The organism is Variovorax paradoxus (genome assembly GCF_030815855.1).
GTDB classification, from domain to species: domain Bacteria; phylum Pseudomonadota; class Gammaproteobacteria; order Burkholderiales; family Burkholderiaceae_C; genus Variovorax; species Variovorax paradoxus_M.
Map to the genome: position 1 here is coordinate 3,630,626 of NZ_JAUSXG010000001.1, position 26,025 is coordinate 3,656,650.

18 protein-coding genes and 1 tRNA gene are annotated in these 26,025 nt (G+C 66.7%); 8 read left to right on the top strand and 11 right to left on the bottom strand.

Going from position 1 to position 26,025, the window contains the following annotated elements:
• Window positions 1-2 precede the first annotated feature (2 nt).
• Window positions 3-1,298, bottom strand: a complete 1,296-nt coding sequence (locus tag QFZ42_RS17365) for a M20/M25/M40 family metallo-hydrolase (RefSeq protein WP_307702149.1) — start codon at window positions 1,296-1,298, stop codon at window positions 3-5.
• Window positions 1,295-2,257: a LysR family transcriptional regulator gene (locus tag QFZ42_RS17370; protein ID WP_307702150.1), complete on the bottom strand. Its 963-nt coding sequence runs from the start codon at window positions 2,255-2,257 to the stop codon at window positions 1,295-1,297. The genes QFZ42_RS17365 and QFZ42_RS17370 overlap by 4 nt, the downstream gene beginning before the upstream one ends.
• An 83-nt stretch (window positions 2,258-2,340) precedes the next feature.
• Here QFZ42_RS17370 and QFZ42_RS17375 point away from each other — a divergent pair, with 83 nt between their 5' ends.
• Entirely contained in the window at window positions 2,341-3,897 is a 1,557-nt protein-coding gene (locus tag QFZ42_RS17375) for an MFS transporter (RefSeq protein WP_307702151.1), read from the top strand.
• Here QFZ42_RS17375 and polA read toward each other — a convergent pair.
• Window positions 3,853-6,675 (bottom strand): DNA polymerase I, encoded by a 2,823-nt coding sequence (gene polA / locus QFZ42_RS17380; RefSeq protein ID WP_307702152.1) that lies wholly within the window; start codon window positions 6,673-6,675, stop codon window positions 3,853-3,855. The genes QFZ42_RS17375 and polA overlap by 45 nt on opposite strands.
• 97 nt (window positions 6,676-6,772) lie before the next feature.
• Between polA and QFZ42_RS17385 the strand changes: the two genes are divergently transcribed.
• Genes QFZ42_RS17385 through QFZ42_RS17395 form a run of 3 tightly spaced genes read left to right on the top strand, consistent with a single transcriptional unit; the run spans window position 6,773 to window position 9,067 of the window.
• Window positions 6,773-7,135, top strand: coding sequence for a hypothetical protein (locus tag QFZ42_RS17385; protein WP_307702153.1), 363 nt, complete (start codon window positions 6,773-6,775; stop codon window positions 7,133-7,135).
• 43 nt (window positions 7,136-7,178) lie between these two features.
• Window positions 7,179-8,225 (top strand): homoserine kinase, encoded by a 1,047-nt coding sequence (locus QFZ42_RS17390; RefSeq protein ID WP_307702154.1) that lies wholly within the window; start codon window positions 7,179-7,181, stop codon window positions 8,223-8,225.
• An 11-nt stretch (window positions 8,226-8,236) separates the two neighbouring features.
• A complete protein-coding gene (locus QFZ42_RS17395; protein ID WP_307702155.1) occupies window positions 8,237-9,067 on the top strand; it encodes a BPSS1780 family membrane protein in 831 nt (276 codons plus the stop codon).
• A 33-nt stretch (window positions 9,068-9,100) separates the two neighbouring features.
• Here QFZ42_RS17395 and QFZ42_RS17400 read toward each other — a convergent pair whose 3' ends face one another.
• The 4 genes from QFZ42_RS17400 to azu all read right to left on the bottom strand — a co-directional run bounded on the left by QFZ42_RS17400 (window position 9,101) and on the right by azu (window position 17,547).
• Window positions 9,101-10,633, bottom strand: a complete 1,533-nt coding sequence (locus QFZ42_RS17400; RefSeq protein ID WP_307702156.1) for a DUF3999 domain-containing protein — start codon at window positions 10,631-10,633, stop codon at window positions 9,101-9,103.
• A complete protein-coding gene (locus QFZ42_RS17405; RefSeq protein ID WP_307702157.1) occupies window positions 10,630-14,478 on the bottom strand; it encodes a DUF2339 domain-containing protein in 3,849 nt (1,282 codons plus the stop codon). The genes QFZ42_RS17400 and QFZ42_RS17405 overlap by 4 nt, the downstream gene beginning before the upstream one ends.
• 121 nt (window positions 14,479-14,599) lie before the next feature.
• Entirely contained in the window at window positions 14,600-17,026 is a 2,427-nt protein-coding gene (locus tag QFZ42_RS17410; protein WP_307702158.1) for a UvrD-helicase domain-containing protein, read from the bottom strand.
• Window positions 17,027-17,085: 59 nt separating this feature from the next.
• Window positions 17,086-17,547: an azurin gene (gene azu, locus QFZ42_RS17415; protein WP_307702159.1), complete on the bottom strand. Its 462-nt coding sequence runs from the start codon at window positions 17,545-17,547 to the stop codon at window positions 17,086-17,088.
• A 341-nt stretch (window positions 17,548-17,888) separates the two neighbouring features.
• Between azu and QFZ42_RS17420 the strand changes: the two genes are divergently transcribed.
• On the top strand, window positions 17,889-18,866 hold the full coding sequence (locus QFZ42_RS17420) for a GMP reductase (RefSeq protein WP_307702160.1): 978 nt from the start codon (window positions 17,889-17,891) through the stop codon (window positions 18,864-18,866).
• Between the two features lie 22 nt (window positions 18,867-18,888).
• Here the strand turns inward: QFZ42_RS17420 and QFZ42_RS17425 are convergent, their stop codons facing one another.
• Complete coding sequence (locus tag QFZ42_RS17425) at window positions 18,889-19,755, bottom strand: alpha/beta hydrolase (protein ID WP_307702161.1); 867 nt, start codon at window positions 19,753-19,755, stop codon at window positions 18,889-18,891.
• 101 nt (window positions 19,756-19,856) lie between these two features.
• On the opposite strand from QFZ42_RS17425, the gene QFZ42_RS17430 reads away from it, so the two are divergent.
• The 3 genes from QFZ42_RS17430 to QFZ42_RS17440 all read left to right on the top strand — a co-directional run bounded on the left by QFZ42_RS17430 (window position 19,857) and on the right by QFZ42_RS17440 (window position 22,686).
• Window positions 19,857-19,932 (top strand) — tRNA-Ala (locus QFZ42_RS17430).
• Window positions 19,933-20,279: 347 nt separating this feature from the next.
• Window positions 20,280-21,974, top strand: a complete 1,695-nt coding sequence (locus QFZ42_RS17435; protein WP_307702162.1) for a sensor histidine kinase — start codon at window positions 20,280-20,282, stop codon at window positions 21,972-21,974.
• A 19-nt stretch (window positions 21,975-21,993) separates the two neighbouring features.
• Window positions 21,994-22,686, top strand: coding sequence for a response regulator (locus QFZ42_RS17440; protein ID WP_307702163.1), 693 nt, complete (start codon window positions 21,994-21,996; stop codon window positions 22,684-22,686).
• 15 nt (window positions 22,687-22,701) lie between these two features.
• Here the strand turns inward: QFZ42_RS17440 and QFZ42_RS17445 are convergent, their stop codons facing one another.
• The 3 genes from QFZ42_RS17445 to QFZ42_RS17455 are packed head-to-tail and all read right to left on the bottom strand — an operon-like array spanning window position 22,702 to window position 25,998.
• Entirely contained in the window at window positions 22,702-23,610 is a 909-nt protein-coding gene (locus QFZ42_RS17445; protein ID WP_307702164.1) for a type II secretion system F family protein, read from the bottom strand.
• Window positions 23,611-23,622: 12 nt separating this feature from the next.
• Window positions 23,623-24,615, bottom strand: a complete 993-nt coding sequence (locus tag QFZ42_RS17450) for a type II secretion system F family protein (protein WP_307702165.1) — start codon at window positions 24,613-24,615, stop codon at window positions 23,623-23,625.
• 9 nt (window positions 24,616-24,624) lie between these two features.
• Window positions 24,625-25,998 carry a CpaF family protein gene (locus tag QFZ42_RS17455; RefSeq protein WP_307702166.1) on the bottom strand — a complete coding sequence of 458 codons (1,374 nt, stop codon included), beginning with the start codon at window positions 25,996-25,998 and terminating at the stop codon, window positions 24,625-24,627.
• Window positions 25,999-26,025 lie beyond the last annotated feature (27 nt).

Consider the following 26,025-nt stretch of genomic DNA (forward strand, 5'->3'; position numbering starts at 1 on the left):
ACTCAGTTGCCGATCTTGTTGCGCGAGAGATCCATCACCATGCGCGTGGCGAGGTAGAGCCTCGGTTCGATCGAATCCACCAGCACGTATTCGGCGTCGGCCGAGTGCGCGCCGAAGCCCTGCAGGCCGAAGCGCTCGACCACCGGCGCCTTGGTCTTGAGCGCGGCAAACGCCGCATCGGTACCGCCGCCGGCGGCCTTGTCGTCGGCGCCCAGCGGCTTGCCGACCTCGTCCTTGTAGATGCGCTGCGCGTGCGCGGCAAGCGTGCGCGAGGCATCGGTGGCCTCGAGCGGCGGACGGCGGCGCTCGAACTTCAGCTCGACCTTGGCCTCGGGAATCAGCTGCTTCTTGACGCGCTCCTGCACCTGCTGCTCGATGCGGTCGTAGTCGCTCACCTTCAGTACGCGCACGTCGGCGCTGGCCGTGGCGCTGGCCGGAATCACGTTGCGGTTGCTGCCGGATTTCGAGATGGTCCAGTTCATCTTGAGGCCGGTGGCGGGGTCCGACAGGTCGCGCATCTGCAGCACCTGGTGCGAGAGTTCGTAGAGCGCGTTCACGCCGAGTTCGGGTGCCGAGCCCGCATGCGACGCCTTGCCCGCGACGTTGAGCGTGACCGAGGCAATGCCCGCGGTGGCGAGCGAGAGCTTGTCTTCCTTGACCGAGGCGCCTTCGAACGAAAGCACCGCGTCGTGCTCGCCGCCGAGTCGCGTGATGAGCGCGCGCGAACCGGGCGAGCTGATTTCCTCGTCGCCGTTGATCAGCACGGTGAGCGTGCCGTATTCCTTGAACTTGAGCGCCTGCAGCATCGCCACCGTATGGATGATGACCGCCACGCCCTGCTTGTCGTCGGCAATGCCGAGCCCGAAGGCCTTGTCCCCTTCGACGCGGAACGGCTGCTTGCTGAGCATGCCCACGGTGTAGACCGTGTCCATGTGCGCAATGAGCATGATCTTCTTCTTGCCCGTGCCCTTGAATGTCGCGCGCACGACGCGGCCGATCTTCTCGGGCGTGTCGTCCATGCGGTAGGCCTCGGCACTGGGGTCGATGAATTCGACCTCGCCGCCCAGCGCCTTGAGCTTGCCGGCAATGAGATCGGAGATCTTTTCGAGGCCTTCCAGGTCGCGGCTGCCGGACTCGATGCCCACGAGCTGCGACAGCGAATCGAGCAGCGGCTGCTTCTGCTCGGCTGCCAGCGAGGCGATGCGCGCATCGGGTGCGGCCAGCGCCGCCTGGCAGGCCGCGGCAATCAGGAGTGCGCCGCCTGCGCGGCACCAGGAACGAACGGGGAACAGGGTCATGAACGGCTTCCTTGTGTTTTTCTGGTCCGCGCGGCGGGTACCGTGCGGTCTCGGCATTCTTCCATGCAGGCCGGCATCGCGGCGACCAGCGCATCGACTGCGCAGCGCGTCTTCGCGGGCATGTGGCGCGAGCGCGGCCACAGCACATGAATGGGCATGGCCGCGGCGCGATGGTCGGCCAGCACGGACTCGAGTTGTCCGGATTGCACGTAGCGTGCCAGTAGCCAGTTCGGCAGCCAAGCGAGCCCGGCACCTGCAATCGCCGCATCGGCCACCGCCTGAAGGTCGTTCAGCCGCGCATGCCAGGGCAGGTGCACGGTGTGCAGGCGGCCCTGCGGATCGCGCAGCTCCCAGCGCTGTGAATGGCCCGGGCCGCAATAGTCGATGCCCCGGTGCTGCGCCAGTGCGGCCACGTCCGCCGGCCGCCCGAAGCGCGCCAGATAGGCGGGCGCGGCCGCGAGCCTCATGGTCTGCTCGCCGAGCCGGCGGGCCACCAGCCGGTCGGTGTCGGGCAGTTCGCCGATGCGCACCGCCAGGTCGTAGCCATCCTGCACCAGGTCGACCACGCGGTCGCTGATGGCAATGTCCACCTGCAGCTGCGGATAGCGCTCGATGAGGCCCAGCAGCGCCGGCGCTGCATGGTGATGGCCGAAGGCCAGCGGCAGGCTGGCACGCAGCCGGCCGCGCGGCTCGCGCCGGCCGCTCTCGAGCGCCGACTCGGCGGCCTCCAGCTCGGCTTGCGCGCGCAGGCAGTGCTCGTAGTAGGCCTGCCCTTCTTCGGTCAGGCTCTGGCTGCGGGTGGTGCGCTGCAGCAGGCGCGCGCCGAGCCGCGCCTCCAGCCGTGCAAGCGCCTTGCCCACGGCCGAGCGCGTGAGGTTCAGCCGCTCGGCCGCGAGCGTGAGGCTGCCACTTTCCACCACCTCGAGGAAGGTCTGGATGCCATCGAAACGATCGGTCATGGCACGGAATTGTGCCTTCCGATTCCCGAATCTGCTGAATCGATGTCCTCAATGAAGAACCTGTTTCCCGACAAGATGGCGGCATGACACCGCCTTCAACTCCTTCAACTTCTTCAACGACTACCCCGCGCCGCGATGCCGCCGCGCTCGCCGCCGTTTGCCTGGTCGCCCTCATGTTCGGCCTCGAAATCTCCAGCGTGCCGGTGATCCTGCCGGAGCTCGAGCGCGTGCTGCACGCCGACTTCCAGGACGCGCAGTGGATCATGAACGCCTACACGCTGGCCTGCACCTCGGTGCTGATGGCCGCCGGCACGCTGGCCGACCGGTATGGCCGCCGCCGCGTGCTGGTGGCCAGCCTGTGGCTGTTCGGGCTGGCGTCGCTGGCGTGCGGCTTGGCGACAAGCGCGCCGCTCTTGATTGCCGCGCGTTTCGTGCAGGGCGTGGGTGCCGGCGCCATGATGATCTGCCAGTTCGCCATCCTGTCGCAGCAGTTCCGCGAGCCGGCGGCGCGCTCGCGCGCCTTCGCCGTCTGGGGCGTGGTTGCGGGCATCGGGCTCGGCTTTGGTCCGCTGGTGGGCGCCGCCATCGTGGCGTTGGCCGACTGGCGCTGGGTCTTCCTGGTGCACGCCCCGCTGGCGCTGCTCACGCTGGGCCTGGTGCACGCCAGCGTGCAGGAATCGCGCGACCCCGACGCGCACCGGCTCGACGTGGCGGGCATGCTCACCCTGACGCTCGCGGTATTCGCGCTGGTCTACTTCATCACACTCGGCACGGTGCAGGGCTTCGGCAACCGTGCGGGGCTGGCACTGCTGGCCGGTGCGCTGGCGTGCCTCGCGTTGTTCGTCGCGGCCGAACGGCGCAGTGCGCACCCCATGTTCGACTTCTCGGTCTTTCGCATCCACCGCTTCAACGGCGCGATGATGGGTTCGGTGGGCATGAACTTCAGCTTCTGGCCGTTCATGATCTACCTGCCGATCTACTTCCAGTCGGCACTCGGCCATGACCTGATGCACGCCGGCTGGGCCCTGCTGGCCTACACGCTGCCCACGCTGCTGATGCCGCCGCTGGCCGAACGGCTGGCGCTGCGCCATGGGGCCGAACGCGTGATTCCCGGCGGCCTCGGCCTGATGGCCGCGGCCTTCCTGCTCATGGCCGCGGGCAATGCGCGCGGCAGCGACGCGGTGGTGATTGCCGCCTGCCTGGCTGCGGGCATCGGCCTCGGCCTCACGAACTCGCCGGTTACCAACACGAGCACCGGCGCGGTGTCGGCGGCGCGCGCGGGCATGGCTTCGGGCATCGACTTCAGCGCGCGGCTGATCACGCTCGCCCTGAACATCGCGCTGATGGGCTTCGTGCTGGTAAGCGGCATTGCGGGGCACCTCGGCGAAGCCGGCCTGCACGCCGACGCCGGCGAACTGCTGCAACTGGCGCAGGGTGTGGCGGCGGGCAAGCTGGACATCCTTCCGGACGCGGCAGCCCCCGCGCTCGCGCAGGCCGCCCTGCGCCAGGGATTCGGCGACGTGATGCTCTATGCCGGTATCGGCGTGGGGCTGCTGGCACTGGCGAGCCGCGCCTTCTTCAGGCGTGGCCGGCGCTCAGTGGGCCTTGTCCCAGTTCGGGCCGATGCCGATCTCGGCTAATAGCGGCACCTTCAGCTCGGCCACGCCGGCCATCAGGCGCGGGATTTCGGTGCGCACCCATTCGACCTCGGCCTCGGGCACTTCGAACACCAGTTCGTCGTGCACCTGCATGATCATCTTGGTGGCGCGCTTCTCGGCATCGAGCACGTCCTGCACCTTGATCATGCTGAGCTTGATCAGGTCGGCCGCCGTGCCCTGCATGGGCGCGTTGATGGCCGCACGCTCGGCGCCGCCGCGGCGCGGGCCATTGGGCGAATTGATTTCGGGCAGATAGAGGCGCCGGCCGAACACGGTCTCGACATAGCCCTTCTCCTTCGCGAGTGCCTTGGTCTCGTCCATGTACGCCTTCACGCCCGGGTAACGCGCAAAGTAGCGTTCGATGTAAGAGGCCGCGGCCTTGGTCTCGATACCCAGGTTGCGCGCCAGGCCGAAGCTGCTCATGCCGTAGATGAGCCCGAAGTTGATCACCTTGGCATAGCGGCGCTGTTCGCTCGACACCTGGTCGGGCGTGGAGCCGAACACCTCCGCCGCGGTGGCGCGGTGCACGTCGATGCCTTCGCGGAATGCGCGCAGCAGCGATTCGTCGCCGCTGATGTGGGCCATGATGCGTAGCTCGATCTGCGAGTAGTCGGCGCTGGCAATCACGCGGCCGGCCGGCGCAATGAAGGCTTCGCGCACGCGGCGGCCTTCGGGCGTGCGGATCGGAATGTTCTGCAGGTTGGGGTCGTTGCTCGACAGCCGGCCCGTGACCGCCACCGCCTGCGCATAGTGCGTGTGAACGCGGCCGGTGCGCAGGTTGGCGAGCTGGCCCAGCTTGTCGGTGTACGTGCCCTTGAGCTTGGAAAGCCCGCGGTGCTCGAGGATCTTGGCCGGCAGCGGATAGTCCTCGGCCAATTTCTCGAGCACTTCTTCGTCCGTGCTCGGCGCGCCGCTCGGCGTTTTCTTGACCACCGGCAGGCCCAGCTTGGTGAAGAAGATCTCGCCGATCTGCTTGGGCGAGCCCAGGTTGAAGGGCTGCCCGGCGATCTCGTAGGCTTCCTGTTCGAGCGCCATGATGCGCGTGCCGAGTTCGTGGCTCTGCGCCGCGAGCGTGGGCGCATCGATCATCACGCCGTTGCGCTCCACGCGGTAGAGCGCCTCGCTCGAATCCATCTCGAGCTGGTAGATGAAGCGCAGCTTTTCGTCGCGCTGGATCTGCGGCCACAGTGCGAGGTGAACGTCGAGCGTCTGGTCGCTGTCCTCGCACGAATATTCGGCGGCCTTGGCGATGTCGACCTGGCTGAACGGAATCTGGTGCGCGCCCTTGCCGCACAGGTCTTCGTACGAGATGCCGCTGCGGCCCAGGTGGCGTTCGGCCAGGCTCGCGAGCCCGTGCGGCCGGTGCGCTTCGAGCACATAGCTTTGCAGCATGGTGTCGTGCGCATAGCCCTGCACCTCGATGCCGTGGTTGGCGAGCACGTGGCGGTCGTACTTGATGTGCTGGCCGAGCTTTTTCTTCTCGGGGTTTTCGAGCCAGGGCTTGAGCTTGGCGAGCACTTCGTCGATGGGCAGTTGCGCGGGCGCATCGGGGTAGTTGTGCGCAAGCGGAATGTAGGCGGCCTCGCCGGGCTCGACGCTGAAGCTCAGGCCGACGATCTGTGCCACCATCTCGTCGAGCGAGGTGGTTTCGGTGTCGATGGCGGCCAGGTCCGCGGCCTGCAGCTTGGCGAGCCAGGTGTCGAACTGCTCCCAGGTCGTGAGGGTTTCGTACTTCAGGTTGCTTGCGGGCGATGCGGCCTCGATGGCACCGAGGTTCGACGATTCGTCGAACAACCCGCCCTGGTCGGCGCTCGCAGCACCGCCTCGGGCCTGCTGCTTCTTGATGTTTTCCTCGATGAGCTCGGGCGGCACTTCCATCGCCTCGAGCGACTTGACCAGGCTCTTGAAACCGAATTTCTCGTAGAAGGGCTTGAGCTCGGCCGTTTGTGGCGCGCCCACGGGCAGGCCTTCGAGCGACGGCAGGCCGGCAACGTGCGCGGCCAGGTCGCAATCGGTGCGGATGGTGACGAGGCTCTTGCTCAGCGGCAGCTTTTCGAGCGCCTTGCGCAGGTTCTCGCCGGCCTGGCCTTTCACCTCGGCGGCGCGTTCGATCAGCGCGTCGAGCGAGCCGTATTCGAGCAGCCACTTGGCAGCAGTCTTGGGGCCGACCTTCTCGACACCGGGCACGTTGTCGACCGCGTCGCCCACCAGCGTCTGGTAATCGATCATCAGCGACGGCGGGACGCCGAACTCGGCCGTCACACCCGCCACGTCGCGCTTCTTGCCGTTCATCGTGTCGATGATGGTGATGTGCTCGTCGACCAGCTGGCTCAGGTCCTTGTCGCCGCTCGAAACGATGACCTCGACGCCCTGCGCCGCCGCGGTCTTGGCGAGCGTGCCGATCACGTCGTCGGCCTCGATGTCAGGCACGCAGAGCACGGGCCAGCCCATCAGCTTCACCACCTCGTGGATGGGATCGATCTGGCTGCGCAGGTCGTCGGGCATCGGCGAGCGGTTGGCCTTGTACTCGGGGTACAGGTCGTCGCGAAACGTCTTGCCGGGCGCGTCGAAGATGCAGGCCGCGTAGTCGGCGCGAACCTCGCGGCGCAGCGCCGTCATCATGTTGATCATTCCGCGGATGGCACCGGTGGCCGGGCTCTTCGGGTCGCCGGGCACGGCCCGCAGGTCGGGCATGGCGTGGAAGGCGCGGTAGAGATAGCTCGAGCCATCGACGAGCAGCAGCGTTTTCTTGTCGGTCATCGGGCCATTTTGCCGTGCCCGGCGCGGCGTTCCGAACCACGGCGGCGTACGCCGCCGACCGACACCTCGAAAGCGGGGCCGAGCCTACAATCCTTGCATGCCTAGCCCCACACTCCTGGTCGCCCGCCGCATTCTGCTGGCGCTGGCCTTTGCCGCCCCATTTGCCGCCGTTCAGGCGCAGTCCGCGCCCGCCCGGGCGCCTGCGCCGGCCGAGCCGCTACAAAATCAGGAGCAATCCGACGGCCGACGCAACCAGAAGGTCGAGCACATCCACACGGAAGACAGCGGGGCTTCGGTCGACGAAGTCCGCTACGGCGGCCGCACGCAAAGCATCAACGTGAAGCCCAAGGCCAACGTGCCCGGCTATGAAGTGCTGCCCAACGACGCGGGCAGCGCACGCCCGGGCTCGGCCGACTCGAACGGCAACGGCCCGCGCGTCTGGAACGTGATGAAGTTCTGACCGTGCCGCGCCTTCAATCGTCAGCGCAACGCTGAGCACCGCCATGGCAGTTTTTACCGAAGTCGGATTCGGCGAGGCCGACGCGCTCGTGCAGCGTCTGGGCCTGGGCCCTCTGCGCGAATTGCGCGGCATCGAGGGCGGCATCGAGAACACCAACTACTTCGCCACCACCGAAACCGGCGAGTTCGTGCTGACGCTGTTCGAGCGTCTCCGCGCCGAGCAGCTCCCCTATTACCTTTGTCTCATGAAGCACCTGGCGGGCCGCGGCCTGCCGGTGCCGGAACCCGTGGCCGACCCGGCCATCGCACCGCCGTCGGGCCATGCGCTGACGATTCCCGCGAATGCCCCTTGCGAGCTGCTGCTCAAGGTGGCGGGCAAGCCGGCCGCGCTGGTGCAGCGGCTCTCGGGCCGGAGCGAACTGTCGCCGGGCACCGCGCATTGCTTCCAATTGGGCGAGATGCTGGCGCGCATGCACCTGGCGGCGCGCGACTTCCCGCGCATTCAGCCGAACCTGCGCGGCCTGGCGTGGTGGAACGAGACCGTACCGGTGGTGCTGCCTTACATCGACGAACCGCAGGCCGCGCTGCTGCGCGCCGAACTGGCCTATCAGAACCATGTGGCCGAAACGTCGGCCTACGCGGCACTGCCGCGCGGCCCGGTGCATGCCGACATGTTCCGTGACAACGTGATGTTCGCCACCGGCGAGGACGCCGGCGCCGCGCCGCGCCTGACCGGCGTGTTCGACTTCTACTTCGCGGGCACCGACACCTGGTTGTTCGACCTGGCCGTGTGCCTGAACGACTGGGCCATCGACCTGCCAAGCGGCGAACACGACGCCGAACGTGCGGACTCGCTGCTGTCGGCCTACGAAACCGTGCGCCCGCTGAATGCCTCGGAGCGCGCCCTGCTGCCCGCCATGCTGCGCGCCGCGGCGCTGCGCTTCTGGATTTCGCGGCTCTGGGACTTCCATCTTCCGCGCGAAGCCAGCATGCTGAAGCCGCACGATCCGGCGCACTTCGAGCGCGTGCTGCGCGAGCGCGCCAACCACCCGCATGTCATGGCGCAGTCGCTCGAACGGCTGGCCGCCTGACTCTCAAAAAAATGAAACTCCACATCGTGCCGGCGCGAACCGGCGCTGCATGGGTCCGCCTCGGACTCAAGACCTTCTGGCGGCAACCGCTCGCCTTCATTTCGCTGTTCTTCCTGCTGATGGCGCTGATCTCGACAGCGTCGCTGCTGCCGCTGCTCGGCAGCGTGCTGGCGCCGGTCCTGCTGCCCTTCATGACGCTGGGGCTGATGGTGGCGACGTCGGTGGCCTACACCGACAACGCCGAGGGCCTCGGTACCGAAGGCCACGCGCAGCGCCCCACCGGCTCCGCCATGTTCGTGGCGGTGGTCGCGGCCATGCGCACCGAGTGGCGCTCGCTGGTCAAGCTCGGCGTGATCTCCGCGGTGTACTTCGTGTTCGCCGTGCTGCTGACCTCGTTCATTGATGGCGGCCAACTGGCGAAGGCCTATCTGCTCGACGAAGCACTGACGCCCGAGATCATGGCGAGCAGCGACTTCCAGGTGGCGCGCATGCTCCTGATGTGCCTGAACCTGCCGCTTTCGCTCGCGATGTGGCATGCGCCCGCGCTCGTGCACTGGCACGGCGTGGAGCCGGTGAAAAGCATCTTCTTCAGCGTGGTCGCGGTGTTTCGCAACTTCGGCGCCTACGCGCTGTTCGGCCTGGCCTGGCTCGGCGTGTTCCTGCTCGCCGGCATCGGCATGGGCCTGGTCGCCACGGTGCTGATCGGCGTCGGTTCGGTGGGCGGAGGCGGCGCCGCCGCGGCCATCGGCAATGTGCTGATCGTGGGCTCGGCGCTGGTGCTCGCGGCCATGTCGATGAGCTCGACCTGGTTCACCTTCCGCGACAGCTTCGATCCGAGCTGAGGCGATCTGCCGGCCCGCGGGCCGGAGTGTTCGTCAATTGGCCGGGGCGCGGTCCTTGCGCAGGCTCGCGAAAAGCGACCACGCCATGCCCGCCAGCAGCAGAAAGCCGACGCCCAGCGCTCCCCACAGCCACCACTTGCGCGAGGGATCCGGCTGCGTGGGCACCGGCAACTGCGCAGTCGCTGCCACCACGGCATCGACCGCCGCCACCGGCGGGGGTGGCAATGCCACAGTGGCGGGGTCTGCCGCCACGGGCTTGTTCGGGTTGTAGCCCGGCACCAGCGTGGCCAGCGCCAGGGCCGCGCCCGGCGCCCCGCCCTGCACTGCGTTCTTTTCGGGCGCCGTACTCCACGTGAGCGAGAACGGCGCGGCGCCTTGCGCCAGAAACACCAGCGTGCGCGGCGTAGCCCCCACAGAAATCGTCGGAGGCGTTGCGCCCAGCAGGCTCACCGGACCCGAGGTGCGAAGCCGCAGGTACGAATAGCTCGTGCCGTCGAGCGCCAGCAGCGGTGAACGCGCTTCGCCGCCGGCTTGCGCGAGGCGATACACCACGGTGTCGAGCAGCGGCACTTCGCCTGGCATGCCCGACGAAGACGAAGCCGGCCGGCGCTGCTGGTGCCGCAACGCATACAGCGGGTTGCGCGGCACGCGCGGCGGCTCAGCGGCAACAGACGGAACGGCAGCAAGCAAGCCTGAAATCCCGACCTGCGCCAGCGTGTTGACGTCGGCCAGGTCGATGCGCAGGCTTTCGACCGGAACGCCGCGTGGCAGTGGATAGTCGCAATGGTCGGCGCCGCAGCGCTCCGGCCTCAGCGCGCCCGACCATTCGAGCGGCGCGACGGGTTCGACCTCTTGCACGCTGTCGATCGCCACGCGGGTCAGCGGCGCGCTGTTTTTCGGATCGCTCCAGCGCAGGCGCAGGAACCGTGCCTGCACGTTGTCCAGGTCGACCGCCAGGCGCTCGATGGTCTGGCCGCCGTGGGCCAGCCGCACCAGTTGCTCTTCGCCCCCGATCGGCCGCCAGTTCCGCAGGTCGTCGCTGGCCTCGAGCCTGAAGGCGAACAGGCCGCGTGCCTCGGCCGCCATTTCGAAGCGCGCCTGCAGCAGGCTGCCTTTGAGCTGGCTCGCATCGATGAGCCATTGCGCGGTCTCGCCTTGGTTGCGCGCAGGCTTGCGGGCGAGCGCCAGAGAGCCGTCGGGACGCACCTTGAAGCTCAACGCCGCGTCTTCGGATGCATCCGCCGAGCCCGCAACACTTGCAGGCAGCGCGAAGATCGGCACCTCTCTGGACGCAAGGCGAGGCTCTGCCGCCTCGTTGCGCAGCCATGCGTAGGGCACCGCGTTGCCGGCCGCATTGCGCACCCGCAGGTCGCGCAGATCGCCGTATGCGGCGTGGGCATGAATGCCAAGCGGCAGCGTGAGCCGGTAGTACGGCCCGCTGCCTTGCACGGCAATGGGTGCGGTGGCCGGAGGCTGCGCCAAGGCAGCACCGCACCAGGCCGTCGCCAACGCCACGGCCAGACCAATTCGCACCACGTGGCGCGACGGCTTCGCACCGTGCTTCATGCTGCACCTCCTTCGGCCAACACATCTTTCTCCATTTCGTTTTTCTTCGGCGGCACCGGGGCGAAATAACCTACAAGCAGCAGCAATGCACCCACCGCAATGAACGACACGATGCGGAACAGGCCGCCCCGGTCCGCCAGTTCGACGAAGAACAGCTTCAGCACCACAACGCCAAGCAGCGCGGCGCCGCCGACCCACAGCGTGCGCACCCCGCGCGAGTGGCCGAGCACCATTGCGATCACGCCGAAGATGGCCCAGGTGATCGAGAGCGCCGCCTGCGTGAGCCACGATGCATAAAGCGCATCGAAACGCCACTCCACGCCCGCGTAGTGGTGGCAGCTGCGCAGCACGGCGCCAGTCAGCAGCGCCAGCCCGGTGAAGCCGAGCACGCCCTTTGCAACCATCGGCTGCACGCGCGCGAACGATCCCTGCGGCAACGCGCGCCACCAGAGCACCAGCGCGAACAGCACCAGCCACTGCGCGAGCTCCAGCGGGTTCAGCAACGGCACATAGGGCAGCGGCGCCGCGTTGCCCGGACTCGCTGCGTTGGTGATCCAGACCCACGCGAGCAGGTACGCCGCCACCGGCATCGCCGCGAATTCGAGGTACGCGGCCCGGTATTCGGCCAGCGGCCAGCGTTGCAGCAGTGCGCGCGAGCGCAGCAGCCACAGAGCCACCGCGGGCACGATGGCCCAGCCCAGCAGTTGCCAACTCGACCACTCGGCACCGATGCGACCGAGCTGCCATTGGCATTCGCGCGCCGCGAGCAGCAAGAAGAACCAGAAGCCCGCCACATGCCAAGGTGCCAGCGCCGCGGGGGCGAGCCAGCGCTTCTGCGCATGCAGCAGCCGCAGGTGCCACAGCAGCGCCAGCGGCCAGGCCACCCAACCGAGAGCGCTCGACGGCACGTAGACCCCCGGCGCCGCCAGCGCGATGCCGTGGACGGCGAGCAGGACGAAGCCCGGCAACGTGGCCAGGGTGGCCCGGCCAAGCTGCGGCCAACCGCGCCGGTGCGCCACCACCGCCGAAAGCACGGAGGTGACGAGCACGATCGCCATGACGGCCGCGGCCAGATGAGCCGCCAGCCCGTTGCGGCGCAGCACCTCGCCGGTTTCGTCCGCCCAGCCGAAGAGCCACCAGCCCAAGCCCCAGATCACCGGCGCCCACAGCACGGCCGGATTGGCGCACCAGTCGTTGATCCAGCGCGTGCGCTTGGCCGTGGTGGTGCCTTCGGTGGCGCGCCGCCAGGCCTCGTCGTTCATCCAGCCGCCGGCCAGCAGGGCCGTGAGGCCCAGCACCACCGGTGTCCAGAAGCCCAGGTGCGCGAAGGCCGGCGGCGGGGTACTGCCGTGGTGAGCGAAGACCTGGCACAAGGCGTAGAGCAGCGCCGAGACGACCTGCAAGACGCCGGCCAGCGCCGCGAGCGGCTTGTGCGCGATGCGCAGCGCCACCCAGAGCACGACCGTGGCCGAGAGCGGCCACAGCAGCGCGGCCTGCGCCAGGTTCACCTGGAACAGCATCGCAAGATGCAGCAGGCTCACGCCGGCGATCACCGCGACGGCATTGCCCGGCGACCACACCGGCTGAATGCCGCGTGCCAATGCGGCACGGTGCGCCTGCAGCATCGACCATGCGGCGCTTGCGAGCAGGCTCAGCGCAATGAGGCTTGCCGCCGCCGCGCCTTGCCATCCGCTTGCGAGCACCTGCCCGGCGCTGCCGCTTGCATCGACCGCGGGATGCAAGGTGGAGATGAAACCCGCCACCGCCAGCGCCTGCATGCCGTAGGTCACGAAAGCCAGCGGCCTGAGCTTGAAGCGCACCGCCACCGCAAAGGCGGCGGAAGCCAGCACGGCCGTTGCCGCCGCCGCCCACGGCGGCGTGAACCACTGCCACAGCAGCAGCGTGAGCGCGCCCATGCCGAGCCACGGCAAGGCGGTGCCGACCAGCGCTTCCCAGCCGTTGCCTTCGTCGAGCTTGGCGCGGCGGTGGATGGTCCACATCGCGAACGCGCTCACCGCCACCAGCATCGGCCCGATCACCGAGCCCTGCAGCAGCGGATGCCCCGCCGCCGCATCGACTTGCGTGGCCTCGAGCAGTTTCCATACCGCGCCGGCAAACACCACGAACGAGAAGGCGCGCGCATAAACGCGCCCCTGCCGTGCGCCGAGCCAGTACATGCCGGCCGCTTCCACGGCCCAGGCCGCGCCGGTCCATTGGCCTTCGAGGCCCAGCGGAATGGCGAGCGTGCCGAAAATCACACCCACGATGGCGTAGGCCTCCGCCAGCAGCGCCAGGCCCTTCGGCTGCGTGGCGAACACCAGGCGCCCCAGCACCAGGTAGAAGGCCGCGAGCGCCATGGCCGAGAACGCGGCGCCGTAGGGCCACGGCTGCATCAGCAGAACCTGCATGCCGAACGCGACCATGGGCGTGCCGAACACCAGCGAACTGTCGACCCGGCCCGCGCGGCGCAGCGTGTCGAGCGCGCGCACGGCCAGCGGCTGCGCGGGCTGCACGGGCGCATCGAACAGCGTGCGGCGCGCGAACAGCAGGCCGACGCCCACGAACATCAGGAAGAACACCAGCAGGAACGGCTGCACGATGCCGTACTGGTCGTCCGTGTAGTACTTGTGCGCCCAGCCCGCGGCCAGCGTGAAGGTGCCGACGAAGCCGATCAGGTTCAGCACGCGCCAGGCCTTGAACCAGGCGATCAGCACAATGCCGACGTCGAGCACCAGCAGGTAGGTGAAGAGCGCCACCGGCTGGTTCGAGCCTGTGGACGCCAGCACCGGCGCTGCGAAGCCTTCGAGCGCTGCAACGATGGCCAGCACCGGCGCGTTCTGCAGCACCGCCAACACCGCGCTCAGTGCGGCCACGCCGAACAGGAAAGCAAAACCGGCGGTCGGCGGCAGCAACTCGTGCACCTTCATCGCCGCCAACGTGGTCAGATAGAAGACGCCGATGCCGGCACCCTGCAAGATCAACGCATAGCCAGTGCGCTTGCGACGCAGGAACCAGCCCAAAGCCAGCAAGCCCGCGCCCACGAGCGCCACGCCCGCATAGCGCAGCTCGACAGGCACGGTGACGCGCTCGGCCGTGTAGCGCAGCAGGAAAGCCAGACCCAGGAACAGGATCAGCACGCCGAGCTTCACCAGCATGTTGCCGCCGAAGATCAGGTTGGCGATGGGCGCCGGCAAACGGTCGCGCAGCGGAATGGCCGGAGGCGGCGGCGGTGGAGGCAAGCGCCGGACCGGCGGCGGTACGGCCGTCGGCGGTTTGGCGGCTGCGGGCGCCACCGGTGCGGGAGCCGGTTCCGCGGTGCCGGGCGATGTGGCAGCCATCGAGGCGCGCGCTGCGGCGGCTGCGGCAGCGGCTGCCTGGGCGGGCCGTGCGGCGGCTGTCAGGGTGATCGGCGTGATCGGCGCGGCCGGTATGGCCGGTGTGGCCGGTGTGGCCGGTGTGGCCGGTGCAACGTGGGGGACCGGCTGCGCCACCGGCGTTGCGGGCGCGCTTGCTGCCGGGACGGGTTGCTCATCGGCGGGCACAGGCTCGCCCGCGCCCTGCGCGAGCCGCCGCTCGAGCATGCCCACGCGCTGTTCGAGTTCGGCCACACGCTGCTGCAGCTTCAGCATGCCGCCCGCAGGGGCAGCGGATGCGGCGGCGCCGCCGCCAGAGCTGGAAGGCTGTGCGCGTTCCGCCTCGGTGCGCTCAGGTTCGCCGGCAGTCTTCTTCTTGCCGACGATTTTCGGCAATGCGAACGCACCGACCACGGCCAATATCAGCGCAGCCGGAAGCGACTCTGCGACGGCCCCTATGAACAGGCCGGCAATGATGCCAATGAACCACATCCTCAGCTCCCCTTGTTTTGGCGAGCATGGAGTGTACGGCGATTGCTTCTCTATAAACCGCCGAAAAGGCCCGTGGCTATTGCGCGGTCAGCTATTTGTTTAATAGCAAACTCGGCGGCGCTCACACCGGCGTGAGCTTGGCCACCGAGAGCGCGAGCCACTTCACGCCATGGCGCGTGAACTTGACCTGCGCGCGCGCGTCGTCACCGGTGCCTTCGAGCGACAGCACCGTGCCTTCGCCGAACTTGTTGTGGAACACCTGCATGCCCGAACGCAGGCCGTGCGATGGCGCGGTTTTCTGCGGCGGCACCGGCGGGCTCGCGAAGGTGTCCTTGCTGCCACCGTAATTGCCGCCTCCGCCATAGCTGCCGCTGCCGCCGCGCGTGCTCGCATAGCCGCCGCCGTAGCCGAAGGCCGACGGCGTGAAGCTCTGGTTCTTGGGCGTGAGCCACTTGAGCGCGCCTTCGGGCAGCTCTTCGAAGAAGCGGCTCTTCACGTTGTAGCGCGTCTGGCCATGCAGCATCCGCGTCTGCGAATGGCTCAGGTACAGGCGCTTGCGCGCGCGCGTGATCGCCACGTACATCAGGCGGCGTTCTTCCTCGAGGCTTTCGAAATCGCTCATCGAGTTTTCGTGCGGGAACAGGCCCTCTTCCATGCCGGTGATGAACACGCAGTCGAACTCCAGGCCCTTGGCCGCGTGAACGGTCATCAGCTGGACGGCGTCCTGGCCGGCCTGTGCCTGGTTGTCGCCCGACTCGAGCGCCGCATGCGTGAGGAACGCGGCCAGCGGGCTCAGCGTTTCGCCGGTTTCGGCGTCGGGTGCGAGCGGTTCGTCGACCAGCGGCTGCGTCAGGTCGATGCCCTGGCTCGCGGGCGACTGGCGCAGTTCGTCGATGGGCAGCGCCACGGCATCGCGGCCGAAGCCTTCCTGCGTGACGAAGCTTTCGGCGGCGTTGACCAGTTCTTCCAGGTTCTCGATGCGGTCGGCGCCTTCGCGGTCGGCCTTGTAGTGCTCGACAAGCCCGCTGTGGTCGAGCACCAGCTCGATGATCTCGCGCAGGCTGACGCCTTGCGTCTGCTCGCGCAGCACGTCGATCTTGGCGACGAAGCCCGTGAGGTTCGCGCCCGCCTTGCCGCCGACGACGCTGACCGCGTCATGCAGCGAGCGCCCGGCCGAGCGCGCCGCGTCCTGCAGCTGCTCGAGCGTGCGCGCGCCGATGCCGCGCGGCGGAAAGTTGACCACGCGCAGAAAGCTGGTGTCGTCGTCCTTGTTCTCGAGCAGGCGCAGGTAGGCCAGCGCGTGCTTGATTTCGGCGCGCTCGAAGAAGCGCAGGCCGCCGTACACGCGGTACGGCACCGAGGCATTGAAGAGCGCGGTTTCGATCACCCGGCTCTGCGCATTGCTGCGGTAGAGCACGGCCATTTCCTTGCGATCGAAGCCGTCGCGCACGAGCTGGCGCATTTCCTCGACCATCCACTGCGCCTCGGCCAGGTCGGTGGGCGACTCGTACACGCGCACCGGTTCGCCCGGGCCCTGGTCGGTGCGCAGGTTCTTGCCCAGCCGCTTCTTGTTGTGGCTGATGAGCTCGTTGGCCGAATCGAGGATGTTGCTGTAGCTGCGGTAGTTCTGCTCCAGCTTGATCTGGTGCTGCACGTCGAACTCGCGCACGAAGTCGGCCATGTTGCCCACGCGTGCGCCGCGAAAGGCGTAGATGCTCTGGTCGTCGTCGCCCACGGCGATCACGCTGTTGTTCGGATTCGGGGTGAACTGGCCCGCTGCGGTGGTGCCCGAAAGCATCTTGATCCACGCGTACTGCAGGCGGTTGGTGTCCTGGAACTCGTCGATCAGGATGTGGCGGAAGCGCCGCTGGTAGTGCTCCCGCACCGGGTCGTTGTCGCGCAGCAGTTCGTAGCTGCGCAGCATGAGTTCGCCGAAATCGACCACGCCTTCGCGCTGGCACTGTTCTTCGTAGAGCTGGTACAGCTCGACCTTCTTGCGGTCATCGTCGCTGCGAATCTCCACGTCGCGCGGACGCAAGCCGTCTTCCTTCGCACCCGCAATGAACCACTGCGTCTGCTTGGCCGGAAAGCGCTCGTCATCGACGTTGAACTGCTTCATCAGCCGCTTGATGGCCGAAAGCTGGTCTTGCGTGTCGAGGATCTGGAAAGTGGAAGGCAGGTTGGCCAGCTTCCAGTGCGCGCGCAGCAAGCGGTTGCACAGGCCGTGGAAGGTGCCGATCCACATGCCGCGCACGTTGACGGGCAATATGGCCGTCAGCCGCGTCATCATTTCCTTGGCGGCCTTGTTGGTGAAGGTCACCGCCAAGATGCCGCCTGCGGAAACCTGGCCGGTCTGCAGCAGCCAGGCGATGCGGGTGGTGAGCACCCGCGTCTTGCCCGAACCGGCACCGGCGAGGATCAGGGCATTGCCCGCCGGCAGCGTGACCGCGGCGCGCTGCTCCGGGTTCAGGTTGGCGAGCAGAGGCGAATCGGCCGCTGGGGGTTGGGGTGCGCCGGCAGTGGCGTCGTACGAGCCGAAAAGAGACATCCCGGCATTGTAGGAAGCCGGGGCGTCCCGACGCAGCGGCGGGGTTGCCCGCGCCCTTTTTACTTCACGAGTTTGAGCGTGCCCTTCATGATCGATGAATGGCCGGGGAAGGAGCAGAAGAAGGTGTAGCTGTCGGCCGCGCCCAGCTTGGCGACCGGAAAGCTCACGCTGTCGCTTTCGCCGCCGCCGACGACCTTGGTGTGCGCCACGACACGCGCATCGCCGGCCTTCACATAATTTTGCGGCAGGCCGGCAGAAACGCCGTCGGCGGCGACCGCCGGCACGTCGGACGTCTTGGCAAGCACCCAGTTGTGGCCCATGGCCTGCTTCGGCAGCTTGCCGGTGTGCTTGAGCCTGACGGTGAATTCCTTGCAGCTCTTGCTCACCTCGATGGCGGGCTTGTTGAACTGCATGGCGTCGTTGCCTTCGATCTCCACGCTGCAGTCGGCAGCGAAGGCGGAGGAAGCGGCGAGAGAGGCGAGCGCCAGAACGGCGGTGGCAGCGAGATGGCGGCGAAGCATGGGAGCGATCTCCAGAAGAAGAAATGAACGTGGCGCAGGACATGCTGCGCCAGCGGCATTGTCGAGCGCACCCGCCGCGCGGCACTGATCTGCATCAAATGGTACTGCCGCGGGGCGCGCTTCGCCAGGCGGCCTGGGCGGGCAGACCGGCCGGCGAATAAGGTCTATACGAAAGCACGGAGGGAGGCGAGGCGCCACTCCCTATAATCAATCACCGGGCCCAAGTTTCTTGTCGCCCGGTTTTTTTGTGCCTGCATGGCGCCAATCGACCGGGCCGGGACCAAGCGCCCACGCCGCCGAATCGTTCGGCGGCGCACCTTTCACAGGAAGCTTGGTTTCTCATGCAAATTTTCGATTACGACAACATCCTGCTTCTGCCGCGCAAATGCCGCGTGGAAAGCCGCTCGGAGTGCGACGCCAGCGTGACGCTGGGCGCGCGCAGCTTCCGCCTGCCGGTGGTGCCGGCCAACATGAAGACTGTGGTCGACGAGCCGATCTGCCTCTGGCTCGCACAGAACGGTTATTTCTACGTGATGCACCGCTTCGACCTGGACAACGTGAAGTTCGTCAAGGAAATGCAGGGCGAAGGCGTGTTCGCCTCCATTTCGCTGGGCGTGAAGAAGCCCGACTACGACACGGTCGACCAGATGGTGGCCGAGGGCCTGGTGCCCGAATACATCACGATCGACATTGCGCACGGCCACGCCGACAGCGTGAAGAACATGATCGGCTACCTCAAGCAGAAGCTGCCGGGTTCCTTCGTGATCGCCGGCAATGTGGGCACGCCCGAAGCCGTGATCGACCTGGAGAACTGGGGCGCCGATGCCACCAAGGTCGGCATCGGCCCGGGCAAGGTCTGCATCACCAAGCTCAAGACCGGCTTCGGCACCGGCGGCTGGCAGCTCAGCGCGCTCAAGTGGTGCGCGCGCGTGGCCACCAAGCCGATCATTGCGGACGGCGGCATTCGCGACCACGGCGACATTGCCAAGAGCGTGCGGTTCGGCGCGTCGATGGTGATGATCGGCTCGCTCTTCGCGGGGCACGAAGAATCGCCGGGCAAGACCGTCGAAGTCGACGGCGTGCTCTTCAAGGAGTACTACGGCTCGGCCAGCGACTTCAACAAGGGCGAGTACAAGCACGTCGAGGGCAAGCGCATCCTCGAGCCGATCAAGGGCAAGTTGGCCGAGACGCTGGTCGAGATGGAGCAGGACGTGCAGAGCTCCATCAGCTACGCGGGCGGCCGCGCGCTGATGGACATCCGCAAGGTCAACTACGTCACGCTGGGCGGCGACAACGCAGGCGAACACCTGCTGATGTGAGTCCTGCGCCGGCTCCGCTGAATCAGGCTTCCAGGAGTTGCGCCGCGTGGCGGTGCAGCCAGTGGGCCGGGTCGGCCAACGCATCGACGATGCTGAAGTGATTCAGGCCGGAAAGCGTCTCGCACACGGGCACGGTGTTACGGCCCCAGGCCTCGCGAATCAACGCGTTGTGGCGAATGAACTCCTCGCTTTCGTCGCCTCCCACCACCGCATGGAGTTGCCCGCGCGCGGGCGCCGGCCACAGTGCCGGGCTCGCGCGCAGCGCGTCCGCATCGCCGAGCTTCAGCGTGTGCGCCAGGAACGGCGTGCGCTGCAATGGCCGAAGGTCGTAAAGACCTGAAATCGACAGCGCATTGCGCACCAGCTGCGCCGGCAGGTCGGGGGAGACGGACTTCCATGCGCAGGCCAGCAGCGCAGCCGCCATGTGGCCGCCGGCCGAGTGACCCGCGACGGTGACGCGCGACGGGTCCGCACCGAAGCTCGATGCGTTCCGCCAGGTCCATTCGAGCGCACGCACCATCTGCATGAGGATGCCCGGCACCGTCACGGGCTGCTCCACCGTTCCGGGGCACAGCGCGTAGTTGGGCATGACCACGCACACGCCGCGGTCGTTGAACGCAGGGGCAATGAAGGAATGGTCGCGCTTGTCCATGGCGCGCCAGTAGCCGCCATGAATGAACACCAGCACCGGCGCATCGGGTACGGGCGCGGGAAAGATGTCGAGCGTTTCGTTGACGCCCTTGCCGTAGGGCACGTCGATCCGGCCCGGGAGTGCCTCCCGCGCGGCTGCCGAATCGCTCGCCCATCGGGCGAAGTACGCGGGGTGGTCTTTCACTCGCGCGAGATTGTTGTACATGCCTTCCAGCCAGGCGGGTTCGTACGAGGCCATGCGGTTGCTGCTTCCTTCTTTTTGGAGACCGCGCATCTTGGCCCATCTCGGCTCGGTGCATGCGCGCGAGGAGGCGTTCTGGTTAAAATTCGCCCTGCGTTGGGGGGGTAGCTCAGCTGGGAGAGCGCCGCGTTCGCAATGCGGAGGTCGTGAGTTCGATCCTCATCCTCTCCACCACCCATCAAAAGGGGCTCGGATTCTTCCGAGCCCCTTTTTTCTTGCCTGGGACTTTCCCTGATCCCGCTCTCTTTCCTTCTCCTGCTTTTTTCGGACGTTTCAGGGGCGGCCTCCTATGTGCGAACGTGTCACAGGTAGTAGAAAGTTTTCATTCGGTAACAAAATTACCAAAACGAGGGATGCAACAAAGTATTGCGTTCGACTACAAAAGTAGTAATGTGAATTCTTCGAGTACACCTTTTGGACTCAAAAGTGAACCAAGTGCTTAATCCTCCTGGCTCCAGAGCAATCTGGGCTACCCCCAGGCCCCCGCGCCATAAGTAGCTCGATGTACAGGAAAGCACGCCGTGCCAGCCACCTCCTTCGACCCGGATTGCGGGACCGACTCCAACCTGACCGCCGACGCGGTCATGGTGGCAAGGATGCGCCTGGTGCTGGCGATCTCCGCCTTGCTGGCGATCGCGGTTGACGCCGGCGAAGCGCAGCAGCACATCGGCAGCCCCGTTTGGCTGGCTTTCGCCGGCTACCTGGTCTACAGCGTCGGCGTGTACATCTGCACGCGCATGGGCCAGCCGTATTTCCAGGGCAAGGCCATCCATTGGTTCGACGTGCTGTGGTTCACGCTGCTCACCTTCGTGACAGGCGGCGTTTCCAGTCTCTACTTTCTCTTCTACTTCTTCGTCATTCTCACATCGTCGTTCCGCTGGGGCTACGAAGAAGGCGCCCGGGTGACCATGGCGTCGGTTGCCTCGTTCGTCGCCTGCAGCCTCGGCACGGGCACCGGCACCGACACCTACACGCCGCAGTTGCTCATGCGCACCACCTTCCTGCTTGCGCTGGGACACATGATCGGGCATTGGGGCGGATCGAAGGTCGAGCTGCGGCGGCGCCTCGCTCTGCTGAGCCAGGTGAGCCGCCTGTCGAACCCCCGGTTCGGCGTGAACCGCACCATCGCAGGCATGATGCAAAAGACTCTGGCCTTTTTCGAAGCCAGCCACTGCATCCTCCTGACACGCGACACGGCAACCAGCACCTGGGTCATGCGCACGCTCCGGAAAAGCCATGCGGGCGAATCCGTCAGTGTCGAGACGATCGGCCGCGCCTCGGAATCGCCGCTCACGGCGCTGGAGGCCGAGCGGATCGTGCTGAACAAGCGCCGGCCCTGGCCGCTGAACTGGCTGCGCGCGCCAAGCCAAGCTTGCGACCCTCGCACGCACCACTGGCTCCCTCTGGACGAGCATGGCATGCATGACAGCGCGGCGGTTGGGGCAATGCTCGAGGCTCGTTCCTTCATGAGCGCACCGCTGCCCATGCGACTGGGAGAGGGGCGGATCTATATGTCGTCCCAGGACGGATCGTTTCGCCGTTCCGACGCGCTGTTCCTGGCGCACATCATGGGCCAGGTCTTCCCCGTCATCGAGACCATCGAAGTGCTGGACCGGATGGCTTCGGATGCAGCCTCGAAGGAGCGCCTGAAGATTTCGCTCGACTTGCACGACACGGCGATCCAGCCGTATATCGGCCTCAAGCTGGGGCTGAGCGCCTTGCGCAAGAAGGCGACGGCCGACAACCCGTTGATCGACGACCTCGAAAACCTGGCCAACATGGCCGAAGGCGTGGTTGCCGACCTGCGGCGCTATGCGGGTTCGGTCAAGCATGGCGCCGACAACCAGTGCGAGTTCATTCTTCCGCACCTGCACCGGCAGGCGGCCCGGATCAAGACGCTCTACGGCATCGATATTGCCATCCTGCTCGAAGGAAACGTCCACCTCGACGACCGGATGACGGCCGAAGTGCTCCAGCTGGTTCGCGAGGGATTGAACAACATCTGCAAGCACACCCATGCCCATCGCGGTTGCATCCGCATCGGCTGCACGGACGGCAAGCTGCAGATCCAGATCGAGAACGAGGCCTCGGACGAGAAGTTCGCGGCTTTCCGTCCACGCTCGATCAGCGAGCGCGCGGCCGCCCTGGGCGGGCGTGCGCAGGTCAGTCAGGGCGCGGACGGCGCAACGGCGGTTTTGGTCGAGATACCCATCTGAAGAAGGAAGAGGCTCAATCATGCAACCCAGCACCACCACGCAACCGATCGGCGTCATGCTCGTGGACGATCACCAGACCATGCTGTGGGGCCTATCGAAACTGATCGACGGCGAGCAGCCGCGCATGAAGGTTGTCGCCACGGCAAACTGCTGCGAGGACGCGCTGGAACGAACCGGGCACGTCGTGCCCGACGTGATCGTTCTCGACCTGGACCTGGGCGGCCGATGCGCCCTGGACATTCTTCCCGCGCTGCTTTCGAACGATGTGTCGCGTGCGCTCGTCCTCACGGGCGAGCGCAGGCAGCAGACGCTGGATCTCGCCGTGCTGCGCGGCGCAAGAGGCGTGTTGAGCAAGGACGCTTCCGCCGAGCAGGTGCTCGATGCAATCGAGCGCGTGCACAAGGGCGAGCTGTGCATCGACGCGCAGGCCATGGGGCGCGTCTTCTCCGAGCTGACATCGCCGAAGAAGCCCGTGAAGGCAGACCCCGAAGCAGCCAGGCTGGCCAGCCTGACGCAAAAGGAGCGGCAGATCATTTGCGCCGTCGTACAGGGCAGCGGCGCCGCGAACAAGACGCTGGCCTCGCGGCTGTTCGTGACCGAGCACACGTTCCGCAATCACCTCACCTCGATCTACCAGAAGCTCGACGTGGCAAACCGGCTCGAGCTGTATATCTACGCCGTCAAGCACCAGCTCGACGCCGCGGCCCATTGAGGGCGGCTGCCGAGTTCAGCTTCCGCCACCGAGCATCGGCCCGATGATGCGGACCATTCGGATGGCCGCCGGCGTGAGGATGACCGCCGAGATGCACGGAAAGATGCACAGCACCAGTGGCAGCAGCATCTTGGTCGGAACCTTGGCCGCCAGCTCTTCCGCGCGAACCTGACGCTTGTGGCGCAGATCGTCCGAGAACACACGCAGCGATTCGCCGATGCTGGTGCCGAACCGGTCGGCCTGGGTCAGCATGGTGGCGAAGGTTCCGATTTCCTCCACGCCGGTGCGCAGCGCGAGGTTCCGCAGCGACTTCTCGCGCGTGCCGCCCGCGCGCATCTCGAGATTGGTCCAGTGCAGTTCCTGCGCCAGGGCCTCGCTCTTGACACGGATTTCTTCAGTGACCTTGACCAGGGCGGCATCGAGCCCGAGCCCCGCCTCGACGCAGACCAGCATCAGGTCGGCGGCGTCGGGGAAGTTCTCGAAGATTTCACGTTGGCGGCTTTTGATCGTCATACGCAGCACGATGTTGGGCAGGTAGCAGCCGAACAGCGCCGCCACCGCGAGCCACAGCAGGGTCGTCAATCCCTCGTCCGCTCCGGCCGCGCGTATCGCGACGAAGGCCAGGCCCGCCAAGCCCAGCGGCAGCAGCGTCTTCAAGCCGAAGTAGAAGAGGCTCGCGTCCGGGTGGCGGATGCCTGCGTTGAGGAATTTCAGGCGCAGCGGCGATGTTTCGCCCTCGCCCGTAGGCGATGACAGCTGCGCGAAGGAGCCGACGACCTTGACGGCCGTTTCGGCCCAGGCCGACTTGCCCGATGAAGGAGCCACCGCCCGCAGGCGCTGTTCGGTGCGCGTGGGCAGCACCCAGACCGCGAATCCGCCGATGGCGAGGGACACGGTAACAAACACGAGGATAGGAAACAGCATGGCATTTCTCCTTCAGACGCGAATCTTCACGATCTTGCGCAGGATCAGTACGCCGACCACCATCAGGCCAAGCATGTACTTGACGGCCGTGACGCCGATCGGATCGGTCCACAGCGGAGACATGAACTCCGGATTGAAGGCGTTCAGCAGCGCCACCAACGCAAGAGGCATGAGGCCGAGGATCCAGGCCGACAAGCGCCCTTCCGCCGACAGCACCCGCACCCGCGCCAGCAGCTTGAGCCGGTCGCGGATGAGCCGGCTCAGGTTGCCGAGCACCTCGGTCAGGTTGCCGCCGGAGTCGCGCTGGATCAGCACCGACACCACGAAGTAGCGCAGGTCGGTGAGCGGCACACGTTCGCTCATGTTCGTGAGCGCCTGCTGCAGCGAAACCCCGAAGTTGACCTCGTCAGCCACCATGCGGAACTCGCCTGCGATCGGCTCGGACATTTCATCGCCGATCATCTGCAGGCTGCTGGCGAACGAATGGCCCGCGCGCAATGCACGCGTCACCAGGTCCAGCGCGTCCGGCAACTGCCTCTCGAGACGCGCCAGGCGGCGGCTGCGCCGGTGGTTCAGGTAGAGCAGCGGCAGCGCCGCGCCGGCGGCGCCCACCAGCATGGCGATCCATGCGGGCTGGTTCGCAAGCGACACCGTCGCCAGGAAGAAAAGCACGCCGGACAGCGCGCAGGCCAGCAGCACGTGGGACACCGTCCATTCCAGCCCGGCCTGCAGAATGAACCGGTCCAGGCTGTGGGCCCGCGGAAGCTTCAGCAGAGCGCGCTGCATCCATGGCGCATCGCTGAGCACGCGGTCCTTCACGAGCCGCGCCTGGGCAACGCGGTCGGCGGCCGCCGACAGTGCCTGCAGCCGCTTCCCGATCTTCTGCGCCTCGGGGCCCCTGTACGAGCGCCACAGCAGATAGAGGCCCTCGATCACCATCAGCACCGTCACGAAGACCAGCACGAACAGGGTGATGAGCGTGTCGCCGACCAGGTTGTCGAACATGATGGCCTCCTATTCGTAATGCTTGTCGGGATCGAACATGGCGTCGGGCAGCACCACGCCGAAAGATTGCAGGCGCTCGGCGAACTTCGGCCGCACCCCGGTCGCATGAAAGTACCCGCGCACCCAACCGTCCGGCCCCATGCCGGTCTGGTGGAACGCGAAAATCTCCTGCATCGTGACCACCTCGCCTTCCATGCCGGTGATCTCCTGGATGCTGGTGACCTTGCGCCTTCCATCGACCAGACGCAGGACCTGGATCACGACGGTGATGGCCGACGCGATCTGCTGGCGCACCGAGTGATGCGGAAGATTCAGGTTGGCCATGCTGATCATGTTCTCCAGCCGGGCCAGCGCATCGCGCGGGCTGTTGGCGTGGATGGTGGTCAGCGAGCCTTCGTGGCCGGTGTTCATGGCCTGCAGCATGTCGACCGCCTCGGCGCCGCGCACCTCGCCGATCACGATGCGGTCGGGCCGCATGCGCAGCGCGTTGCGCACCAGCGCACGCTGCGTGATCTCACCCTTGCCTTCGATGTTCATCGGCCGAGTTTCCATGCGAGCCACGTGCGGCTGCTGGAGCTGGAGCTCGGCCGCGTCCTCGATGGTGATGATGCGTTCGGTGGCGGGAATGAAGCCCGAGAGAATGTTCAGCAGCGTCGTCTTGCCGGCGCCGGTGCCGCCGGAGATCAGCATGTTGATCTTCGCGCTGGCCAGCCCTTCGAGCATCAGTGCCATCTGCGGCGTCAGCGTCTTGAGGTCGTCGACCAGGTTCTCCATCTTCAGCGGAATCTTCGCGAAGCGGCGAATCGACATCATCGGGCCGTCCAGCGCCACCGGTGCGATCACCGCGTTGACGCGGGAGCCGTCCGGCAGCCGGGCATCGACCATGGGGCTGAACTCGTCGATGCGCCGCCCCACCAGGGAAACGATCTTGTCGATGATGCGCAGCAGGTGCTTCTCGTCGGTGAAACTCACGTCGGTCAGCTCCAGGCGGCCCTTGCGCTCGACGTAGACCTGGTCATGCGAGTTGACCAGGATGTCGGACACCGTGGGGTCGGCCATCAACAGCTCGATCGGCCCGAAGCCGAGCATCTCGTGCTGGATGTCGCGTATCAGCGTGCGCCGCTCGATGTCGTTCAGCGCCTCGGGCTCTTCCTGCAGCAGCCGGGTGACCATGGTGGATATCTCCTGGCGCAGCACCTCGGGCTTCAGGGTTTCGAGCACCGCCAGGTCGAACCGGTCCAGCAGTTTCAGGTGCATTCGCTCCTTCAGCAGCTTGTAGGAATCCGAGGCAAAGGACGAAAGCGCCGCATCGGCCAAGGGCACAGCCGGCGAGCGCGCGACCGGCTCGGCTTCGATCGCATTGAGCTGTTCTCGAAATGACATGGGGACCTGCCTTGCTGTTGGAGTAAG

Excerpts from the sequence above, each read along its gene's own strand:
- QFZ42_RS17450 (WP_307702165.1), bottom strand. The coding sequence starts at position 24,615 with ATGTTCGACAACCTGGTCGGCGACACGCTCATCACCCTGTTCGTGCTG.
- QFZ42_RS17365 (WP_307702149.1), bottom strand. The coding sequence starts at position 1,298 with ATGACCCTGTTCCCCGTTCGTTCCTGGTGCCGCGCAGGCGGCGCACTC.
- QFZ42_RS17370 (WP_307702150.1), bottom strand. The coding sequence starts at position 2,257 with ATGACCGATCGTTTCGATGGCATCCAGACCTTCCTCGAGGTGGTGGAA.
- QFZ42_RS17410 (WP_307702158.1), bottom strand. The coding sequence starts at position 17,026 with ATGTCTCTTTTCGGCTCGTACGACGCCACTGCCGGCGCACCCCAACCC.
- QFZ42_RS17400 (WP_307702156.1), bottom strand. The coding sequence starts at position 10,633 with ATGAAGCACGGTGCGAAGCCGTCGCGCCACGTGGTGCGAATTGGTCTG.
- QFZ42_RS17455 (WP_307702166.1), bottom strand. The coding sequence starts at position 25,998 with ATGTCATTTCGAGAACAGCTCAATGCGATCGAAGCCGAGCCGGTCGCG.
- QFZ42_RS17440 (WP_307702163.1), top strand. The coding sequence starts at position 21,994 with ATGCAACCCAGCACCACCACGCAACCGATCGGCGTCATGCTCGTGGAC.
- QFZ42_RS17390 (WP_307702154.1), top strand. The coding sequence starts at position 7,179 with ATGGCAGTTTTTACCGAAGTCGGATTCGGCGAGGCCGACGCGCTCGTG.
- QFZ42_RS17420 (WP_307702160.1), top strand. The coding sequence starts at position 17,889 with ATGCAAATTTTCGATTACGACAACATCCTGCTTCTGCCGCGCAAATGC.
- QFZ42_RS17375 (WP_307702151.1), top strand. The coding sequence starts at position 2,341 with ATGACACCGCCTTCAACTCCTTCAACTTCTTCAACGACTACCCCGCGC.
- QFZ42_RS17445 (WP_307702164.1), bottom strand. The coding sequence starts at position 23,610 with ATGCTGTTTCCTATCCTCGTGTTTGTTACCGTGTCCCTCGCCATCGGC.
- QFZ42_RS17405 (WP_307702157.1), bottom strand. The coding sequence starts at position 14,478 with ATGTGGTTCATTGGCATCATTGCCGGCCTGTTCATAGGGGCCGTCGCA.
- azu (WP_307702159.1), bottom strand. The coding sequence starts at position 17,547 with ATGCTTCGCCGCCATCTCGCTGCCACCGCCGTTCTGGCGCTCGCCTCT.
- QFZ42_RS17425 (WP_307702161.1), bottom strand. The coding sequence starts at position 19,755 with ATGGCCTCGTACGAACCCGCCTGGCTGGAAGGCATGTACAACAATCTC.
- QFZ42_RS17395 (WP_307702155.1), top strand. The coding sequence starts at position 8,237 with ATGAAACTCCACATCGTGCCGGCGCGAACCGGCGCTGCATGGGTCCGC.
- QFZ42_RS17385 (WP_307702153.1), top strand. The coding sequence starts at position 6,773 with ATGCCTAGCCCCACACTCCTGGTCGCCCGCCGCATTCTGCTGGCGCTG.
- polA (WP_307702152.1), bottom strand. The coding sequence starts at position 6,675 with ATGACCGACAAGAAAACGCTGCTGCTCGTCGATGGCTCGAGCTATCTC.